Raw genomic sequence first — 17841 nt, 5'->3', positions numbered from 1 at the left:
CCACGAGGCCTTGCCGCTGACCAATGCGACACGATTGTGCCAGTCGATAACGCGCTGCTTACGGCTTCGGCGGCCACGCCAGCTCGGGGCCGGTTTTGAAGAACGACACATTGTTGGTGAAGATGCTCTTCGGGGCAAGCCGGATCAGGCGCCCGTCCGGATGGCCGATGTCGGCGACATTGTCGATGAACCAGCGGTTCCAGGTCGCCTCCGGGCCGAGATATTTGTGCAGCAGCCGTTTGAAGCGGTTCGGCGCCATCGGCTCGATGGTGGCGGAGCCGCGCAGGCCGAGATGCAGCAGGATGCCGGCCTCATTGTCGAAATGGACGATCTCCACGGCGCAGCGCGGGTCGCGTTCGAGGTGTTTGACAGCACTTGCCCCGGTCGAGCCGAGCAGCCAGATCGCAGCGTCCTCCCAGATGAACCACATCGGCGCGTTGAGCGGCGCGCCGTCAGCGGTCACGGTCGCCAGATTGGCCATCAGCGGGCGGCTGAGAACATCATCCGGGTCGAACTTTTTCGGCATCTCCCAGCCATGGCTCGGCGCTGCGGTTTCAAGCGTCATGCGTTTGTCCCTGCATCAGAAGAAAGGCTGTTTTGCCCGGCAATTTTGCGCGCATTTCTGTCGGGGGCAAAGCACGGTCGCGTTCCCTTGCGAAAATCCAAACCGCGCCCGCCGGTTGACGCACCCATGCGCCACCTTTAGCACTTCAGTCCCGCAGGCGCGGGGAGGGATTCTCTGACGATGGATTTTGGCGGCGACGAGATCCGCTTCGAACGGTTGGGCAAGGCGGGCGTCGTCACGCTGACGCGGCCGCAGGCGCTCAATGCGCTGACACATCGCATGATCAAGGCGCTGGACAAGGCGCTCGACGCTTTTGAGCGCGACGCCGGCATCGATGTCGTCGTCGTCAAGGCCGAGGGCAGGGCGTTTTGCGCCGGCGGCGACATCATGCACGTCTACGAGGCCCGCGCCGGAAAGCCGCCGGTCGAGTTCTTCGCCGACGAATACCGGCTTAACGCCCGCATTAACAGTTACAAAAAGCCCTACGTCGCGCTGATCGACGGGATCGTGATGGGCGGCGGCGTCGGCATCTCGTTCCACGGCTCGCAGCGCGTGCTGACCGAGAACGCCCAGTTCGCCATGCCCGAAGTCGGCATCGGTTTCTTCCCGGATGTCGGCGGCAGCCATCTTCTGCCTGACCTTGGCGGCAGTTTCGGCATGTATCTGGCGCTGACCGGCAACCGCATCCGCTATGGCGATGCGCTGTGGTCTGGCCTGGCCACCCACACCATAAAGGCCGCCGACCAATCCGCCTTTCTCGATCGGCTCTGCGCCAATGGCGATCCGGAATCGGTGCTGCGCGGCTTCTTCGTGCCGGCCCGGCGCGAAACCGCCCAGCCGGTGCTGGAAGCCATCGCCCGGCATTTTTCCCAACCCTCGCTCGCCGAAATCCTCAAGAGCCTGGAGCGGGCGGCAGGCGCCGACGAGTTTGCCGCCAAGACGCTGGCCACCATCCGCACCCGCTCGCCGACCAGCCTCAATGTCGCGTGGCGCCAGATCAGCGCCGGGCTGACGCTGTCGATGGAAGCCTGCATGAAGATGGAGTTCCGCATCCTCAACCGCATGCTGGCCGGGCACGACTTCTATGAAGGCATCCGCGCCGTCCTCGTCGACAAGGGTTCGACGCCGCAGTGGCGGCCGGCAAGCCTGGCCGAGGTCGACGCTGCTTCGGTGGACGCCTATTTCGCGCCGCTCGAACGGGAGCTCGAACTGTGAGCGAGGTCACGTCGCGGCGCATCGTGCTGCAGCCCTCGGGCGTCGAGATCATCTTCGCCTGGTTCCAGCGCGTCATAGCTGGCTATTGCCTGCTGTTCGGCATCCTGTACTGGATCCGGCTGATCGGTTTTTATCCCGGCCCGCTGTGGCGCTTCGACCTGATGCCGGTGCACTGGCAGGTCGTGGCGGTGATGCTGGCCGTGTTCTTCCCCTTCGCCGCCGCCGGCCTGTGGATGCTGGCGTCGTGGGGCCCGGTGATCTGGTTCATCTGTGCTGTCACCGAGACCATAATGTATGCCGGCTTCCCCGATCTCTACGGCCACCGGCCGCTGATCGTCTTCTCGCATGCCGCGGTCGCGCTGCTCTACATCGCCTTCCGCGTCGTCATCTGGATGCGCAAGCGCCCTGCGCGCGCCTGAAACGCCGCCCCGCAGCCATTGGCTAAATCTTTAGGTTAATTATCCTTGCTCGGGTGACCGTTCGTTAAGCGTCTTGCGAAACCTATTACCGGTAAGCTCTTGTTAGCCCTAGCGTTTAAGTCGAATTTTATGAGTATTCGATAGTGTCGCAATCAAGGTGAAAAACAAAAAATCACCAGGGCGACAAACGAGAGGCAAAGACAATGATCAATTCGCGTCCGGCGGCGAAGACCGCCCACGTATCCGACGATCGCCGCGAGGCTATCCGTTCGCTTTACATGGAATCGCTGCAGCTGGTCGAGCGTCTGCATCGCCGTCTGCTTGACGTGATCAAGGACGAGTTCGACCGCAATGGCCGTTCCGACATCAATGCCATCCAGGCGCTGCTTCTGTTCAACATCGGCAACTCCGAGCTGACCGCCGGCGAGCTGCGCTCGCGTGGCTACTATCTCGGCTCGAACGTCTCCTACAATCTGAAGAAGCTGGTCGATCTCGGCTTCATCAACCACCAGCGCTCGCGCATCGACCGCCGTTCGGTCCGCGTTTCGCTGACGCCGAAGGGCAATGAAGTGGCGGAAGTCGTCGCCGGTCTCTATGAGCGCCATGTCGGCTCGATCGAACAGGTCGGCGGCATCAACAGCGAAGAGTTCAAGCAGATGAACCGCGCGCTGCAGCGCCTCGACCGCTTCTGGAACGACACCATCGCCTACCGGATGTAATCAGCGGGCCATTGAATAGCAGCTGCGCCGGAAGAAGCGCGGCCGGAGGCAAGTCTCAGTCAACAGGCCGGTGCCGAAAAGCACCGGCCTTTTCTTTTTCGAGCCGCCTGCGCTTCCAATTCGGCGCAAAGCCACGTTGCCGCCATATTCGCGGTGGAAGCGAGGGCTGTGGGTATGCGGCGGCGAAAGCTGTTCGCGCGCCTGTAAGGTCGCATCGCCGTCCGCTTTTGACGGCCAGGTGACGCAGGTCATGGTTGGCTAATTGTTAACAGTGCCAACTTTAGAGTGCGGGCGATATCGCCCAACATCGAGCACGTAGCCGAACGCTGCAACAGCCAAACGCTACAAGCCAAACACGACAAGAATGTCTGGAACGTCCATGAGAACCAGCCGCCGCTTTTTCCTTTCCGGAGCTTCCGCGCTCGCCGTTGCCATGGTTGCCAATGCCGCCAGCGCGCAGGATGTGATCGACGATATCCTGAAGTCTTCGAACCGTGGCAATTGGGACGACCAGTTCGACGCCCGCGCCTCCGAAGGCGGCAAGGTCGCCTCGACGCTGCCGATCTTCAGCCTGCAGACGGTCGCCTTCACCGAACAGGCGGTGGCGCAGTATCAGAACATCGTCGCCCAGGGCGGCTGGGGCGAGGTGCCAGCGACCAAGAAGCTGCAGCTTGGCGTCGACGATCCGGACGTGGTGCCGCTGCGCAAGCGGCTGATGGTTTCGGGCGACCTGGCGCAGAGCGCCGGCATTTCGACGTCGTTCGATTCCTACGTCGACGCCGCGGTCAAGCGCTTCCAGGCGCGCCATGGCCTGCCGGCCGACGGCGCCATGGGCAAATACACCTATGCCGCGATGAACGTTTCGGCGCAGATCCGCCTCGGTCAGCTGCAGACCAATCTGGAGCGCCTGCGCGAAAAGGCCGGCACGCTGGGCAGCCGTTATGTGCTGGTCGATATCCCGGCGGCACAGATCGAGGCGGTCGAGAACGATCGCGTCGTGCTGCGCCACACCGCAATCGTCGGCAAGATCGACCGCCAGACCCCGGTGGTCAATTCCAAGATCAACGAGATCATCGTCAATCCTTACTGGAACGCGCCGGTCTCGATCGTGCGCAAGGACATCATTCCGCTGATGCGGAAGAACCCCGACTATCTCAAGGACAGCCATATCCGCCTGTTTGCGCCGGATGGCAGCGAAGTCGATCCGATGACTGTCGATTGGTCGACGGATGATGCCGCAAAATACCGCTTCCGCCAGGATCCGGGTTCCGGCAACGCCATGGCTTCGGTCAAGATCAACTTCCCCAGCCCCGACGGCGTCTACATGCACGATACGCCGCAGCAAAGCCTGTTCGGCAAGATGATGCGCTTCGATTCCTCGGGCTGCGTGCGTGTCCAGAACGTGCGCGACCTCGTCACATGGATCCTGCGCGACACACCCGGCTGGGACCGCCAGCATTTCGAGGCGACCATCAAGACCGGCGAGAACACGCCGGTGCAGGTCGTCAACCCGGTTCCGGTCCACTTCCTCTATGTGTCGGCCTGGTCGACGGGTCCGGGCGTCGTGCAGTTCCGCGACGACGTCTACGCGCTCGATGGCGCCAGCGAACTGCAGATCACCTCTTCGCTCTAAGCTGCTGATCTCCTTCAGGAAAGGCCACCGCAAGGTGGCCTTTTCCGTTCGACATCCCAACAGAAGAAGACTGGTGGCCGCCAGCCATGCAGGCCATGAACACTGCCGGACGTTGCGCCGCAGGCCCATCTGGACGGACTAACGGCAATTGCGCATGGTCCTCAAAACAGCCGGAATCGCGCCATGCAGGTCGCAATCTTCATCCTCGCCGTGCTGGTCTTCGTCGCTCTTTCCGGCGCACTGGTGCGGTTGGTTCGGGTGCCGCTGCCGGTGCTGCAGATTGCCATCGGCGCCGCGCTCGCCTGGCCGGTGAAAGGCATCCATGTCGAGATCGACCCCGAACTCTTCCTGCTGGTGTTCATTCCGCCGCTTTTGTTCGGCGATGCCTATGGAGCGCCAAAACGCGAGCTGATCGCGCTGCGCGGACCGATCCTCGATCTGGCCATCGGGCTGGTCTTCTTTACCATTGTCGGCTTCGGTTATGCCTTGCACTGGTTGGTGCCGAGCATCCCGCTGGTCGTCGCCTTCGCGCTCGCCGCCGTGCTGTCCCCGACCGACGCCGTGGCGGTGTCCTCGATCGTCGACAGAAGCCTGGTGCCGGCGCGGCTGATGCATATTCTGGAAGGCGAGGCGCTGCTCAACGACGCCTCGGGCCTGGTCATGTTCCGCTTCGCCGTCGCCGCCGCCGTGACCGGCAGCTTTTCCTTCGCCGATGCATCGCTGTCCTTCGTCTATGCCGTCGCCATCGGCATCCTGGCCGGCATCGCTGCGTTGTTCATCGCCGCCAGGCTGCTGCAGCTTCTGAATCGCATCGGCGGCGTTCCGGCCGAGGCGCAGGTTCTGGTCATGGTCCTGCTGCCCTTCATTGCCTATCTCGTCGCCGAACATCTGCATGCCTCAGGTATTCTGGCGGCGGTCACCGCCGGGCTTTTGACCGGCGGCTCCGGCGTCTTCCGCTTCCTCGGCGTCTCGGCGCGCATGCAGACGATCTCGCTGTGGACGACCTTGTCCTTCGTCTACAATGGCGCGCTGTTCATCGTGCTCGGCATGCAGCTTCCCGAAATCATTCGCCGCGTGCCGCCCGAACTGACCGGCCATTACCCGATCATCCAGCCGGTCGCGACGGTGATAGCGCTGACGCTGTGCCTGATCGCGCTGCGCTTCCTCTGGATCTGGGTCGGCGATATCGCGGCAGGCCTCAAGGCAAAATGGGGAAAGCGCAAGGCCGAGCCGTTTGGCATGCGTGTGCGGCTTGCCGGCTCGGTGGCGGGCGTGCGCGGCGCGATCACGCTGGCCGGCATCCTGTCGCTGCCGGTTGCCATGCCGGACGGCTCGTCTTTTCCGGCGCGCGACCTGGTGATCTTCCTCGCCGCCGGCGTCATCATCTGTTCGCTCGCCATCGCCAGCGTGGCGCTGCCGAAGATAGCGCACGGACTGGTCGAGCCGGGCGAGGATGGCAGCGCCATCGAGGAGCGTCTCGCCCGCATCGGCGCCGCCAAGGCGGCCATCGCCCGCGTCGAAAGCATGGCGGGCGCCAGCGACGACGACCAGGGCGAGGTCCCCGGCGCCAGGCTTGCCGCCGCCGAAAACATCGTCGCCGGCTACCGGCGCCGCATCGCCACCTCGGACGAGGCCGACGACGCCCGGGCGGAGGCCCGCGAAGCCGGGCGGCTGGAGCTCGAAATGCGGCTTGCCGGCATCGAGGCCGAGCGCATCGCCGTGCGCGACATGTTAAGCAGCGGCGCGATCAACGACCATACGGCGCGGGCGCTGTTTACCGAGATCACGCTCACCGAAGCCTTGCTGCAGGGGCGGCAGGAGCGAAAATAGCGGTTCAGGGCCGCTCTGGCGCAATCCGGCCAGCAAATTTCGCGCTGCAAACGTGGCGAGGCGAAAACAACTGTGTTAATGGCGCGGCAATGCATGTCGCCCGGAACCGTGCAGCGGTTTCGGGGCAACGATATACATAGATAAATGCCCCGAACCGAAGGATTTCAGGCCATGGCAACTGCAGCGGCAGCGTCGAACAAATTCGAATCCTTCTTCGAAACCACGCTGGAAGATGCCGATCCGGAGATCTTCGGCTCGATCCGCAACGAGCTTGGCCGCCAGCGTCACGAGATCGAGCTGATCGCCTCGGAAAACATCGTTTCGCGCGCCGTGCTCGAGGCGCAGGGCTCGATCATGACCAACAAATACGCCGAGGGTTATCCGGGCAAGCGCTATTATGGCGGCTGCCAGTTCGTCGACGTCGCCGAGGAACTCGCCATCGAGCGCGCCAAAAAGCTGTTCGGCTGCAACTTCGCCAATGTCCAGCCGAATTCCGGCAGCCAGATGAACCAGGCGGTCTTCCTGGCGCTGCTGCAGCCGGGCGATACCTTCATGGGCCTCGACCTGAACTCCGGCGGCCACCTGACTCACGGCTCGCCCGTCAATATGAGCGGCAAATGGTTCAAGGTCGTTTCCTATGGCGTGCGCAAGGACGACCATCTGCTCGACATGGACGCGATCGAAAAGACCGCGCATGAGACCAAGCCGAAGCTGATCCTGGCCGGCGGCACCGCCTATTCGCGCATCTGGGACTGGAAGCGCTTTCGCGAGATCGCCGATGCGGTCGGCGCCTATCTGATGGTCGACATGGCCCATATCGCCGGCCTGGTTGCCGGCGGCGTGCATCCGTCACCGCTGCCGCACGCCCATGTCGTGACCACGACCACGCACAAATCGTTGCGAGGCCCGCGCGGCGGCATGATCCTGTGCAATGACGAGGACATCGCCAAGAAGATGAACTCGGCGGTTTTCCCCGGCCTGCAGGGCGGGCCACTGATGCATGTCATCGCCGCCAAGGCGGTCGCCTTCGGCGAGGCGCTGAAGCCGAGCTTCAAACTCTATGCCGAGAGTGTCGCCGCCAACGCGAAGGCGCTGGCGTCGAGCCTCAAGGAAACCGGCCTCGACATCGTCTCCGGCGGCACCGACAACCATCTGATGCTGGTCGATCTCAGGCCCAAGAACGCCACCGGCAAGCGCGCCGAGGCAGCGCTCGGCCGCGCCAACATCACCTGCAACAAGAACGGCATCCCGTTCGATCCGGAAAAGCCTTTCGTCACCTCTGGCGTGCGTCTAGGCACGCCGGCCGGCACCACGCGCGGCTTCGGCCAGGCCGAGTTCCGCGAGATCGGCAAGCTGATCGCCGAAGTGCTGGACGGGCTGAAGGTCGCCAATTCCGACGAAGGCAATGCGGCTGTGGAAGCGGCGGTGAAGGCAAAGGTCGTGGCGCTGACCGATCGTTTCCCGCTCTATCCCTATCTCGGTTGACCACCAGCGGCGCTTCGTCTTTTATCCCGCGCTCTGCGCCGCTTGCTGTCCGGGCGGCGCGGCCTGTTGGAGATCTGACGATGCGCATGTTCCGTCCTGCCGTTCTGGCCTTCATCGGCTCGCTTGCCGCTTTCACCGCGTCAGGCGCGATCGCCCAGGAGCAGACGCAGCCGGGCACGGATATCCCGGCCACCAACACCTTTGGCAGGTGGACCACCATCATCGATGCGCTCGACACCGGCCAGGATTCGCACAAGACCTGTGCGGCCTCGACAGCCTTTGTCGACGGCAACGGCAATGCCGGCACGCTGACGCTTTCGATCTCGACTGGCGACGCCCTGCCGCCCGATGCCTATCCGGCGATCATGTTCACTATCGCCAACAAGGAGCTGCCGACCGGCAAGAAGATCGCCGCGACCTTCGGCGACCCCGGCGTCAAGGTTTCCGCGACCATCTATTCCAATGATGCCGGCCGCCCGAGCTGGACCGTCGACAACCAGGCCAAGACCAGTCTCGCTTTGTTGCGGGCCATGCGCCAGGTCATCTCGCTCGACGTGACGTTCGGCAAGCAAGCCGTCGCCAGCATCCCGATGGATGGCTTCACCAAGGCCTACCGCAACCTCGGAACGTCCTGCGGCTTCCCGACCAAGGACGTCGCGCCCTGACATATCTGGCGCGGCTGGCAATTTTCCTCCCGCCTCGCTATCTCTGAGGGCGCGAGCGGCCGTTGCCGAACCTTTGCCGTCCCGGCAAAAACCTCTAAGCCTATCGTTCCGCCAGAATCGCCAACCTGAAGGCTCTCCATGCGCTGTCCCTATTGCCAGTCCGAAGATACGCAGGTGAAGGATTCGCGCCCCGCCGAGGATGGCGCGGCGATCCGCCGGCGGCGCGTCTGTCCCGATTGCGGTGGCCGTTTCACCACTTTCGAGCGCGTCCAGTTGCGCGACCTCGTGGTGGTGAAGAAGTCCGGCAGAAAGGTGCCGTTCGACCGCGACAAGCTCTTGCGTTCGGTGGAGATCGCGGTGCGCAAGCGCAATGTCGATCCCGAGCGCATCGACCGCGCCGTCACCGGCATCGTGCGCCAGCTCGAAAGCTCCGGCGAGACGGAAATCGCCTCGGGCGAGGTCGGCCGGCTCGTCATGGAAGCGCTGAAGTCGCTCGACGACGTCGCCTATGTCCGCTTCGCCTCTGTCTATCGCAATTTCCGTGAGGCCAAGGATTTCCACGATGTGCTGGGTGAGCTCAAAGGCGACGAGCTCAAGGGCGACGAGCTGAAGAGCGAAGAGGACGCCGGCTGAGCATGGCAACCCAAACGTCAGGGAAGGCCGATCAGCAGGCTCTCGATCGCGGTTTCATGGCGGCAGCGCTGAGACTCTCGCGCCGAAATGCCGGCCGCACCTCGACCAACCCTTCGGTCGGCACCATCATCGTTCGCGACGATGGCGCCGGGCCGATGATCGTCGGCACCGGCGTCACCGCTGTTGGCGGCCGGCCGCATGCCGAGACCGAGGCGCTGGCTGAAGCCGGCGAGTTGGCCCGCGGTGCCACCGCCTATGTCACGCTGGAGCCCTGCGCCCACCATGGCCGCACCCCGCCTTGCGCCAACGCGCTGGTCAATGCCGGAGTGGCGCGGGTCGTCGGCGCCGCCAGCGATCCCGATCCGCGCGTCTCCGGCAAGGGCTATGCCATCCTGCGCGCCGCCGGCATCGAAGTGGTCGAAAAGGTGCTGGTTGAGGAAGCCGCCGAGCAGATGGCCGGCTATTTGATTCGATCCCTGAAAAAGCGTCCGGAAGTGACTCTGAAGCTTGCGCTTTCCAGCGACGGCAAGATCGGCAGGCATGGCGCCGGCCAGGTCGCGATCACCGGCGATGTCGCCCGCCGCGAAGTCTATCTGATGCGCGCCGAAGCCGATGGCATCCTGGTCGGCATCGGCACGGCGCTGGAGGATGATCCGGCGCTCACCGTGCGGCTGCCGGGACTGGAGAACCGCTCGCCGGCGCGCATCGTGCTCGACCGCCAGATCAGGCTGCCCGAAGCCTCGAAGCTGGTCTCCGGCATCGACCGGGTGCCGCTCTATATCGCCGCGAGCCTGGAGGCCGACCCGCTGCGGCGGTCGGTGCTGGAGCGTGCCGGTGTGCGCTTCATCGGCACCGAAACCCATGAAGGCGGCATTGCCTTGCCGGAACTGCTCGAGGATCTCGGCGCGCTCGGCATGGCCAGCGTTCTGGTCGAAGGCGGCGCCAAGGTGGCCAGCGCCTTCCTCGCCGAGGGATTGGTCGACCGCATCGTGCTGTTCCAGGGACCGGAAGCGATCGGCGAGGGCGGCATTGCATCGCCCATCGACGCCAACCATATCCCGGCAGGCTTCCGCAAATTGCGCGAGATGCGCTTCGGGGAAGACAGCTATGCCGAATGGGTGAGAGATATCTGAAATGTTCACTGGAATTGTCACCGATATCGGCACCGTCGCGGCCGTCAAGCCGCTGAGCGAAGGCGTCGGCCTGCGCATCGACACCGCCTATGACCCCGCGACGATCGCCATCGGTGCCTCGATCTCCTGCGGCGGCGTCTGCCTGACGGTGACGGCGCTGCCAGATGGCGGCTCGAACGCCCGCTGGTTCGAGGTCGAAGCCTGGGAAGAGGCACTGAGGCTGACCACGGCGTCGGGCTGGAAATCAGGCACCAAGGTCAATCTCGAGCGGGCACTGAAGATCGGCGACGAACTCGGCGGCCACATCGTGTCGGGTCATGTCGATGGCATGGCCGAAATCGCCGAGCGCAAGGATGAAGGCGATGCCGTTCGCTTCACGCTGGAGGCGCCGCGCGAACTGGCGAAATTCATCGCGCCCAAGGGTTCCGTCGCACTCGACGGCACCTCACTCACCGTCAACAAGGTCGAAGGCGCCCGTTTCGACGTGCTGTTGATCCATCATTCGCTGACCGTGACCACCTGGGGCGAGCGCAAGGTCGGCGACAAGGTCAACCTCGAGATCGACACCATGGCCCGCTACGCCGCGCGGCTGGTCGAGGCCGCGAAGGAAGGTTTGTGATGACAAAAGACGAAATTCACTTCGGGCAGCGGGAAGAGCTCCACACTGAGGACGCGCTCGGCCTCAGTTTGTCGGTCAACGATCGCAAGGTTTTCCCTGAAGCTCTGATCAATGCTCAGCTCATAAACGATCGTCTTCGCGATACAGTGCGTCGGTATCGCGAGGCTACCGGTATCTGACGGCCTCACCTCCAGCAATCTTCCGCTTGCGATCAAACCGGCTTCGGCCTAAGTCACCGGCTACCCCCGGAGACATTCATGGCAGGCACATCCCAACACGGCAAAGCGTTCATTCGCCCGAAGAAGAAGGCCCACCTTCTGATTATCGAGGCGCGCTTTCATGACGATCTTGCCGACGCGCTGCTCGACGGCGCGACGAGCGCGCTCGACGAAGCCGGCGCGACCTATGACGTCATCACCGTTCCCGGTTCGCTGGAAATTCCAGCAGTGATCACTTTTGCGCTCGACGGCATGGGCGAGGGCGGCAAGGACTATGATGGTTTTGTCGCGCTCGGCACCATCATTCGTGGCGACACTCATCATTTCGACATCGTCGCCAATGAATCGAGCCGCGCGCTGATGGATCTCTCGGTGCAGGAAGCGATTGCGATCGGCAACGGCATCCTGACCACCGAGAACGACGCGCAGGCCTGGACGCGCGCCAAGCGCTCGGAGGGCGACAAGGGCGGCTTTGCCGCGCGCGCGGCGCTGACCATGATCGCGCTCAAGGAGAAGCTGGGAGCGCAATCGTGAGCGAACCCGCTTCGCCCGGCCAGCCCGCGACACGCCATGCCAATAAGCGTGGCGCCGCCCGTCTGGCCGCCGTGCAGGCGCTTTACCAGATGGACGTGGCCGGCAGCGGCGTCTTCGAGATCACCGCCGAATACGAGGCGTTCCGGCTCGGCAAGGAAGTCGACGGCGCGCTTTATCGGGAGGCCGACGCGCAGTGGTTCCGCGCCATCCTGGCCGGCGTCGTCGAGAACCAGACGACCATCGATCCGATCATACGCCAGGCGCTGACGGAAGACTGGCCGCTGTCCAGACTCGATTCGACGTTGCGCGCCATCCTGCGCGCTGGCGTCTACGAACTGATGAAGCGCGACGACGTGCCGGTGGCCGTCATCGTTTCGGAATATGTCGACATCGCCAAGGCCTTCTACGAGGAAGACGAGCCGAAGCTGACCAACGCCGTGCTCGACCGTGTGTCGCGCCGGGTGCGGGGCGAGGGGCGCGGCAAGGACGCATTGTGACCGGCACCGTCGCCGGCGCAGCACGGGACGCGCGCCGCACGGCGATCATCCTGGCGACGTCGCAGGCGATTATCGGTTCGGCCGCGCCGATTGCCATTTCCATGGGCGGGCTGGCCGGGCAATATCTGCTTGGCCCCGATAAGTCGCTGGCAACGGCGCCAATCACCGGCTTCAACATCGGCGTGGCGCTCGGCGCGTTGCCGGCCGCGGCCATCATCCGTTGGCTCGGCCAGCGCGGCGGTTTCATGACCGGCACCATCGTCACCGCGCTTGGCGGCGTCATCTCCACGTTGGCTCTGTTCCACGCCAGCTTCTGGCTGTTCGCTTTCGCGCTGCTGGTGATCGGCGTCGGCGGCGCCTTCGTCCAGCAGTTCCGCTTCGCCGCCGCCGATAATGCTCCGCCCGAATTCAAGGCGCGCGCCATTTCCTTCGTGCTGGCCGGCGGCGTCATCACCGCGATTCTCGGGCCGCAGATCGTCATCTTCACCCGCGAATTGCTGGCGCCGGTGATGTTTGCCGGCTCGTTCGTGGCCATTCCGGTTCTGGCGGCGGCCGGCGCCATCATCCTGTCATTCCTGCGCATCCCGGCCAAGGCTCCCGGCCACGCGGAAGTCGCGTCAAGCGACGCCCGGCCGCTGTCCGAGATCGTCACCCGGCCGCGTTTCGTCGCGGCACTGTTTTGCGCCGTCGGCAGCTATGCGCTGATGAGTTTCGTCATGACCGGCGCGCCGCTGGCCATGGTCGGCTGCGGCCTGTCGACGGACGACGCCACGCTCGGCATTTCCTGGCATGTGATGGCGATGTTTTCGCCGAGCTTCTTCACCGGATCGCTGATCCATCGCTTCGGCGCCGAACGCATCGTCGCAATCGGCCTGGTCCTGCTCATCGGCTGCGCCGCGGTGGCATTGTCCGGCCTGCATTTGTGGCAGTTCTGGACGGCGCTGATCCTGCTTGGCCTCGGCTGGAATTTCGCCTTCATCGGCGCCACCTCCATGGTCGCCGACAGCTACCATCCGTCCGAAAAGAGCAAGGTGCAGGGCTTCCACGACTTCGTCCTGTTCGGCTCCGTCGCCTTCGCCTCGCTAATGTCGGGCGCCATCTACAATGCCTGGGGCTGGGAGATGCTGAACTGGCTGGTTTTCCCGGTCGTCGCCCTGTGTTTCGTCGCCCTTGGCGCGCTCAAACTGACCGGATCGCGCAAAGCCCGCGCCTGATCCGGTTCTATCTTTGGCTTGGCACGACCTGTCAGCATGGCGCCGACCGAATCGCGGCGACCGCACAAAATTATTGCGTCTGTACCCATTGTTATGAAACCGTGTGCCCCGACGGGGCGTTGAAGCCATGCTCATATGCGGCCACCGCATTTCGGTCCAAAGCAAGGGGTTTTCACAATGTTTTCAGTCAAGATTCTGGCCGGCGCGGCGTTGGCGCTCGGCATCACGGCCGCCTCCGCCAATGCCCAGGTGGTCGTCTCCTCGAAGATCGACACCGAGGGCGGCGTGCTCGGCAACATCATCCAGCTTGTGCTCAACGCCAACAACATCAAGACCACCGACCGCATCCAGCTCGGCGGCACGCCGGTGGTACGCAAGGCGATCACCGCCGGCGAGATCGACATCTATCCCGAGTACACCGGCAATGCCGCTTTCTTCTTCGAGAAGGCCGACGATCCGGTCTGGAAGGATGCCGCCAAGGCCTATGAGACCGCCAAGAAGCTCGACTATGACGCCAACAAGATCGTCTGGCTGTCGCCGTCACCGGCCAACAACACCTGGGCGATCGCGCTGCGCAAGGAGGTTGCCGAGACCAACAAGCTGGCGACCCTGACCGACTTCGGCAAATACGTCGCCGGCGGCGGCACGGTGGTTTTGGCGGCGTCGGCTGAGTTCGTCAATTCGGCGGCAGCCCTGCCGGCGTTCCAGACCACTTACGGCTTCACGCTGAAGCCGGAGCAGTTGATCACGCTTTCGGGCGGCGACACCGCCGCGACAATCGGTGCTGCCGCCAACCAGACCAACGGCGCCAACGCCGCCATGGTCTACGGCACCGACGGCGGCATCGCGCCGTCCGGCCTGGTCGTGCTCGCCGACGACAAGGGCGTGCAGCCGGTCTACCAGCCGGCGCCGATCATCCGCGAAGCGGTGCTGAAAGAGCATCCGGAGATCGAGACGCTGTTGAAGCCGGTGTTCGCCAAGCTCGACCTCGTCACGCTGCAGGAACTCAACGGCCGCGTCCAGGTCGGCGGCGAGCCGGTCAAGGGTGTCGCCGAGGACTTTTTGAAGAAGAACGGGTTTTTGAAGTAGTCAGCGCATAGCTGATCGTGACGCTGGTGCGAGACACCCCTCTCTGGAAGCTGCTGATCTCCCCCCTTGCGGGGGAGATGTCCGGCAGGACAGAGGGGGGCGCTGTCCCGCCGACCTCACAACCGGTAGCAGGTGCGTGCCTCGACAGGGTTGCTTCCGAACAGGCCGACGCTCGAGAGCTGACGATCCTTCACACCCCCCTCTGGCCTGCCGGCCATCTCCCCCGCAAGGGGGGAGATCGGACTTCGCGTCGGCTTGCACCGATCACCAGCGTAGTCTGCGCAACGTGGAAAATCGCTCCTCATGAGGGGCATCCATGACCCTGCGTTTCGACAAGCTCGGCATGGTTATCGCGGCGATCGTTGCCTATGCGGCGTTTCTGGCTCCGTTCGCCACCTTCCGCGCCAATCGTATCGTTCCCGGTCAGGCGCGCTCGATCCTGGAGGCGCTGCCGGCCACAGTCGGGCCGCTACTGCTGGCGATCGTCGTCGTGGCCGCAATTGTTGCCTTGCTGAAAACCCCGCTTGTCCTGCGCCTGGCCGCAAGCGTCGTGGCGCTCGCCGCCCTTGCCATCCTGATCGGTGTCGCCGGCACCTTCCTGACGCCGGCCGGCAACACCTTCGCCCGCATCTCGCCGGCTTCCGGGTTCTGGCTGTTGATCTTTGCCTTCACATTGTTGCTCGCCGACGTGCTGACCAGGCTCAACCTGTCGCCACCGGCCCGCGTCGGCGTGCTCGTCCTCGCGGCGCTGGCCATCGGCTTGTTGCTGATATCGGGGCAGTGGGACAGCCTGTCGATCCTCAAGGAATATGCAAACCGCGCCGATAGTTTCTGGGCCGAAGGCTCCAAGCACATCACGCTGGCGCTGGGGTCGCTGGCGGCGGCGGTGATCGTCGGCCTGCCGCTCGGCATCCTGTGCCACCGCGTCGAACGGTTGCGGGCCGGCGTGCTCAATGTGCTCAACATCGTCCAGACCATACCCTCGATCGCGCTGTTCGGCCTGCTGATCGCGCCGCTGGGCTGGGTCGCCGCGCATGTTCCGGGTGCCGCAGCGCTCGGTATCAGAGGCATCGGCACCGCGCCCGCCTTCGTGGCTTTGTTCCTCTATTCGCTGCTGCCGGTGGTGGCCAACACCGTGGTCGGGCTTGCCGGCGTACCCCGCGCGGCCAATGATGCAGCGCGCGGCATGGGCATGACCGATGGCCAGCGCCTGTTCGGCGTCGAGTTTCCGTTGGCCTTTCCGGTGATCCTCACCGGCATCCGCATCGTGCTGGTGCAGAACATCGGCCTGGCCACCATCGCCGCACTGATCGGCGGCGGCGGCTTTGGCGTCTTCGTCTTCCAGGGCGTCGGCCAGACCGCAATGGACCTGGTGCTGCTCGGCGCCGTGCCGACGGTGGCGCTGGCCTTCGCCGCGGCCATCATCCTCGACGCAGTGATCGAAATGACCGCCACCAGGCGCAGGGTTGAAACGGCATGATCGAGATCGAAGGCATTACCAAGCGCTATGACGCGACGACCGTGGTCGACGACGTGTCCATGGTCGTCGAGCCGCGTACGGTTTGCGTCATTGTCGGTACCTCCGGTTCCGGCAAGACGACGCTGCTGCGAATGATCAACCGGCTGGTCGAGCCGACCGCCGGCGTCATCAAGCTCGACGGCAACGACAACCGCACGCTGCCCGGCTACGAGCTGCGCCGCAGCATCGGCTACGCTATCCAGGGCCACGGCCTGTTCCCGCACCGCACCGTTGCGCAGAACATCGCCACCGTGCCGGTCCTGCTGGGCTGGGACAAGGACCGCATCAAGGCCCGCGTCGATGAGTTGATGACACTCTACCAGCTCGACCCCGAGGCCTATGGCCCGCGCTACCCGCACGAACTGTCCGGCGGGCAACAGCAGCGTGTCGGCGTCGCCCGCGCGCTCGCCGCCGAGCCCAATGTGCTTCTGATGGACGAACCGTTCGGCGCACTCGACCCGATCATCCGCACCAAGGCGCAGGAGGACCTGCTGGCAATCCAGAAGCGCTTCGGCACCACCATCATCCTCGTTACCCACGACATGGAGGAGGCGGTCCACATGGGCGACAAGATCGCCGTCATGGATGCCGGAAAGCTGGTGCAATACGCCAAGCCGGAAGAGATCCTGGCGCGGCCGGCGAACGCCTTCGTCGAAACCCTGGTCGGCGCCAGCGAAAAGCCGTTCCGGCTCTTGTCGCTCGGCCGCGTGCGCGACGCCGTGGAAAAGGGGACTGCCGAAGGCGAGGCGATCCCAGGCGACGCCAGCCAGCGCGACGCGCTGGCCGAGCTTCTGTGGTCGGGCCGGCCGGCGCTGCCGGTCAAGGGCGAAGACGGCAAGCCTCTCGGCCGCGTCACCGTCGACGGGCTGGTGAAGCGCGCGGCGAGACCGGCATGAAAGGGGCCGGTCTAAAAGCCTGGCTGCCTTCGCTGCTCAGGCTTGCCCTGGTGGTGCTTCTCATAGCCTTCGTTACCAATCCCGGCTGGTTCGAGCCGCTGTTGAAGCCGCTGACCGAAAACAATGCGCCGGCGATCTACAATCAGGGCAGCCTGCTGACGCTGACCCTGGTGCATCTCAGGACCGTGCTGATCGCTACCGTCGCCGCAACCATCGTTGCCGTGGCGCTTGCCATCCTGGTGACCAGGCCGGCGGGCGCCGAATTCCTGCCGCTGTCGCGCAGTCTGGTCAATATCGGCCAGACCTTTCCGCCGGTGGCGGTGCTGGCGCTGGCGGTGCCCGCCGTCGGTTTCGGCGAGAAGCCGACGCTGATTGCGCTGTTTCTCTACGGCCTGCTGCCGATCTTCGAGAACGCGCTGACCGGCCTCACAACGCTGCCGGGCAACATCATGGAGGCCGCGCGCGGCGCCGGCATGACGGGCTGGCAAAGACTGGTCAAGGTCGAATTGCCGCTGAGCGCGCCGATCATTCTGGGAGGAATAAGGCTGTCGGTGGTGATCAGCCTGGCCACGGCGACGATCGGCTCGACGGTTGCCGCCAAGACGCTGGGCGAGGTGATCATCGCCGGCCTGCTGTCCAACAATCTCGCCTTCGTCCTGCAAGGCGGCCTGATCGTCGCGGCGCTGGCGGTGCTGATCTATGACGGACTGTCCGCCATCGAGCGCTATACGGCGCGCAAGATGGGGCAGGAGACTGGCGACTGACCTTCGCTGGACTGCGGGCAAAGCATTGACTGACGCGGCGTGATTTCAATCGATCTAATAGCAGGGCATCGGCAATGGGAATGTTGTGGCCTAAACCTTTTGGCTGAAAGCGGGGCAAAAACCGAACAATATCTTGACGTTCCGAGCCGTGTTTCGCATACACCGCTGCGAAGGACGGATTCCGCCTAGGCTTA

19 protein-coding genes are annotated in these 17841 nt (G+C 64.2%); 18 read left to right on the top strand and 1 reads right to left on the bottom strand.

Annotation, left to right across the window (positions count from 1 at the left end):
* Positions 1–58: 58 nt before the first annotated feature.
* Positions 59–565: a pyridoxamine 5'-phosphate oxidase family protein gene (locus NL532_RS21635; protein ID WP_031203301.1), complete on the bottom strand. Its 507-nt coding sequence runs from the start codon at positions 563–565 to the stop codon at positions 59–61.
* A 180-nt stretch (positions 566–745) separates the two neighbouring features.
* On the opposite strand from NL532_RS21635, the gene NL532_RS21630 reads away from it, so the two are divergent.
* From NL532_RS21630 to NL532_RS21545, 18 genes are all read left to right on the top strand, one after another.
* On the top strand, positions 746–1780 hold the full coding sequence (locus NL532_RS21630) for an enoyl-CoA hydratase/isomerase family protein (RefSeq protein WP_023826078.1): 1035 nt from the start codon (positions 746–748) through the stop codon (positions 1778–1780).
* A complete protein-coding gene (locus tag NL532_RS21625; protein ID WP_023682398.1) occupies positions 1777–2199 on the top strand; it encodes a DUF6163 family protein in 423 nt (140 codons plus the stop codon). The genes NL532_RS21630 and NL532_RS21625 overlap by 4 nt, the downstream gene beginning before the upstream one ends.
* Before the next feature lie 203 nt (positions 2200–2402).
* A complete protein-coding gene (gene ldtR, locus NL532_RS21620) occupies positions 2403–2918 on the top strand; it encodes a transcriptional regulator LdtR (protein WP_023826077.1) in 516 nt (171 codons plus the stop codon).
* A gap of 379 nt (positions 2919–3297) precedes the next feature.
* Positions 3298–4551: a L,D-transpeptidase family protein gene (locus NL532_RS21615; protein WP_023682396.1), complete on the top strand. Its 1254-nt coding sequence runs from the start codon at positions 3298–3300 to the stop codon at positions 4549–4551.
* A 183-nt stretch (positions 4552–4734) separates the two neighbouring features.
* Positions 4735–6381 carry a Na+/H+ antiporter gene (locus NL532_RS21610; protein ID WP_023826076.1) on the top strand — a complete coding sequence of 549 codons (1647 nt, stop codon included), beginning with the start codon at positions 4735–4737 and terminating at the stop codon, positions 6379–6381.
* A gap of 171 nt (positions 6382–6552) precedes the next feature.
* Positions 6553–7866, top strand: coding sequence for a serine hydroxymethyltransferase (glyA, locus tag NL532_RS21605; RefSeq protein WP_023669349.1), 1314 nt, complete (start codon positions 6553–6555; stop codon positions 7864–7866).
* A gap of 80 nt (positions 7867–7946) precedes the next feature.
* The gene (locus NL532_RS21600) at positions 7947–8531 is read left to right on the top strand and encodes an invasion associated locus B family protein (RefSeq protein WP_023829429.1); all 585 of its coding nucleotides are present in this window, start codon (positions 7947–7949) and stop codon (positions 8529–8531) included.
* Between the two features lie 138 nt (positions 8532–8669).
* The gene (nrdR, locus tag NL532_RS21595) at positions 8670–9164 is read left to right on the top strand and encodes a transcriptional regulator NrdR (protein WP_023669351.1); all 495 of its coding nucleotides are present in this window, start codon (positions 8670–8672) and stop codon (positions 9162–9164) included.
* A 2-nt stretch (positions 9165–9166) separates the two neighbouring features.
* Complete coding sequence (gene ribD, locus NL532_RS21590; RefSeq protein ID WP_023829430.1) at positions 9167–10297, top strand: bifunctional diaminohydroxyphosphoribosylaminopyrimidine deaminase/5-amino-6-(5-phosphoribosylamino)uracil reductase RibD; 1131 nt, start codon at positions 9167–9169, stop codon at positions 10295–10297.
* Position 10298: 1 nt separating this feature from the next.
* Positions 10299–10916 carry a riboflavin synthase gene (locus NL532_RS21585; protein WP_023708666.1) on the top strand — a complete coding sequence of 206 codons (618 nt, stop codon included), beginning with the start codon at positions 10299–10301 and terminating at the stop codon, positions 10914–10916.
* Positions 10916–11095 carry a hypothetical protein gene (locus NL532_RS21580; protein WP_032900137.1) on the top strand — a complete coding sequence of 60 codons (180 nt, stop codon included), beginning with the start codon at positions 10916–10918 and terminating at the stop codon, positions 11093–11095. The genes NL532_RS21585 and NL532_RS21580 overlap by 1 nt, the downstream gene beginning before the upstream one ends.
* A 78-nt stretch (positions 11096–11173) precedes the next feature.
* Positions 11174–11668, top strand: a complete 495-nt coding sequence (gene ribH, locus NL532_RS21575) for a 6,7-dimethyl-8-ribityllumazine synthase (protein WP_023829432.1) — start codon at positions 11174–11176, stop codon at positions 11666–11668.
* Complete coding sequence (gene nusB, locus NL532_RS21570; RefSeq protein ID WP_023669355.1) at positions 11665–12165, top strand: transcription antitermination factor NusB; 501 nt, start codon at positions 11665–11667, stop codon at positions 12163–12165. The genes ribH and nusB overlap by 4 nt, the downstream gene beginning before the upstream one ends.
* On the top strand, positions 12162–13379 hold the full coding sequence (locus tag NL532_RS21565) for an MFS transporter (protein WP_023829433.1): 1218 nt from the start codon (positions 12162–12164) through the stop codon (positions 13377–13379). The genes nusB and NL532_RS21565 overlap by 4 nt, the downstream gene beginning before the upstream one ends.
* Positions 13380–13556: 177 nt before the next feature.
* A complete protein-coding gene (gene osmF / locus NL532_RS21560) occupies positions 13557–14468 on the top strand; it encodes a glycine betaine ABC transporter substrate-binding protein OsmF (protein WP_023689505.1) in 912 nt (303 codons plus the stop codon).
* 316 nt (positions 14469–14784) lie between these two features.
* Positions 14785–15948 (top strand): ABC transporter permease, encoded by a 1164-nt coding sequence (locus NL532_RS21555; RefSeq protein WP_023689504.1) that lies wholly within the window; start codon positions 14785–14787, stop codon positions 15946–15948.
* Complete coding sequence (locus NL532_RS21550; RefSeq protein ID WP_023747586.1) at positions 15945–16883, top strand: ABC transporter ATP-binding protein; 939 nt, start codon at positions 15945–15947, stop codon at positions 16881–16883. Before NL532_RS21555 ends, NL532_RS21550 begins: the two co-directional genes overlap by 4 nt.
* On the top strand, positions 16880–17647 hold the full coding sequence (locus NL532_RS21545; RefSeq protein WP_023829434.1) for an ABC transporter permease: 768 nt from the start codon (positions 16880–16882) through the stop codon (positions 17645–17647). The genes NL532_RS21550 and NL532_RS21545 overlap by 4 nt, the downstream gene beginning before the upstream one ends.
* Positions 17648–17841: the final 194 nt, after the last annotated feature.

The organism is Mesorhizobium sp. C120A (assembly GCF_030323105.1).
Taxonomy (GTDB): Bacteria; Pseudomonadota; Alphaproteobacteria; order Rhizobiales; family Rhizobiaceae; genus Mesorhizobium.
The sequence above is the reverse complement of the archived record's forward strand: the minus strand, read 5'-3'. Positions and strand labels throughout refer to the sequence as shown.

Bases quoted from the DNA above. Each gene is read 5' to 3' on its own strand.
- NL532_RS21635 (WP_031203301.1), bottom strand. From the start codon at position 565: ATGACGCTTGAAACCGCAGCGCCGAGCCATGGCTGGGAGATGCCGAAA.
- NL532_RS21630 (WP_023826078.1), top strand. From the start codon at position 746: ATGGATTTTGGCGGCGACGAGATCCGCTTCGAACGGTTGGGCAAGGCG.
- ldtR (WP_023826077.1), top strand. From the start codon at position 2,403: ATGATCAATTCGCGTCCGGCGGCGAAGACCGCCCACGTATCCGACGAT.
- NL532_RS21615 (WP_023682396.1), top strand. From the start codon at position 3,298: ATGAGAACCAGCCGCCGCTTTTTCCTTTCCGGAGCTTCCGCGCTCGCC.
- NL532_RS21610 (WP_023826076.1), top strand. From the start codon at position 4,735: ATGCAGGTCGCAATCTTCATCCTCGCCGTGCTGGTCTTCGTCGCTCTT.
- glyA (WP_023669349.1), top strand. From the start codon at position 6,553: ATGGCAACTGCAGCGGCAGCGTCGAACAAATTCGAATCCTTCTTCGAA.
- NL532_RS21600 (WP_023829429.1), top strand. From the start codon at position 7,947: ATGCGCATGTTCCGTCCTGCCGTTCTGGCCTTCATCGGCTCGCTTGCC.
- nrdR (WP_023669351.1), top strand. From the start codon at position 8,670: ATGCGCTGTCCCTATTGCCAGTCCGAAGATACGCAGGTGAAGGATTCG.
- ribD (WP_023829430.1), top strand. From the start codon at position 9,167: ATGGCAACCCAAACGTCAGGGAAGGCCGATCAGCAGGCTCTCGATCGC.
- NL532_RS21585 (WP_023708666.1), top strand. From the start codon at position 10,299: ATGTTCACTGGAATTGTCACCGATATCGGCACCGTCGCGGCCGTCAAG.
- NL532_RS21580 (WP_032900137.1), top strand. From the start codon at position 10,916: ATGACAAAAGACGAAATTCACTTCGGGCAGCGGGAAGAGCTCCACACT.
- ribH (WP_023829432.1), top strand. From the start codon at position 11,174: ATGGCAGGCACATCCCAACACGGCAAAGCGTTCATTCGCCCGAAGAAG.
- osmF (WP_023689505.1), top strand. From the start codon at position 13,557: ATGTTTTCAGTCAAGATTCTGGCCGGCGCGGCGTTGGCGCTCGGCATC.
- NL532_RS21555 (WP_023689504.1), top strand. From the start codon at position 14,785: ATGACCCTGCGTTTCGACAAGCTCGGCATGGTTATCGCGGCGATCGTT.
- NL532_RS21550 (WP_023747586.1), top strand. From the start codon at position 15,945: ATGATCGAGATCGAAGGCATTACCAAGCGCTATGACGCGACGACCGTG.
- NL532_RS21545 (WP_023829434.1), top strand. From the start codon at position 16,880: ATGAAAGGGGCCGGTCTAAAAGCCTGGCTGCCTTCGCTGCTCAGGCTT.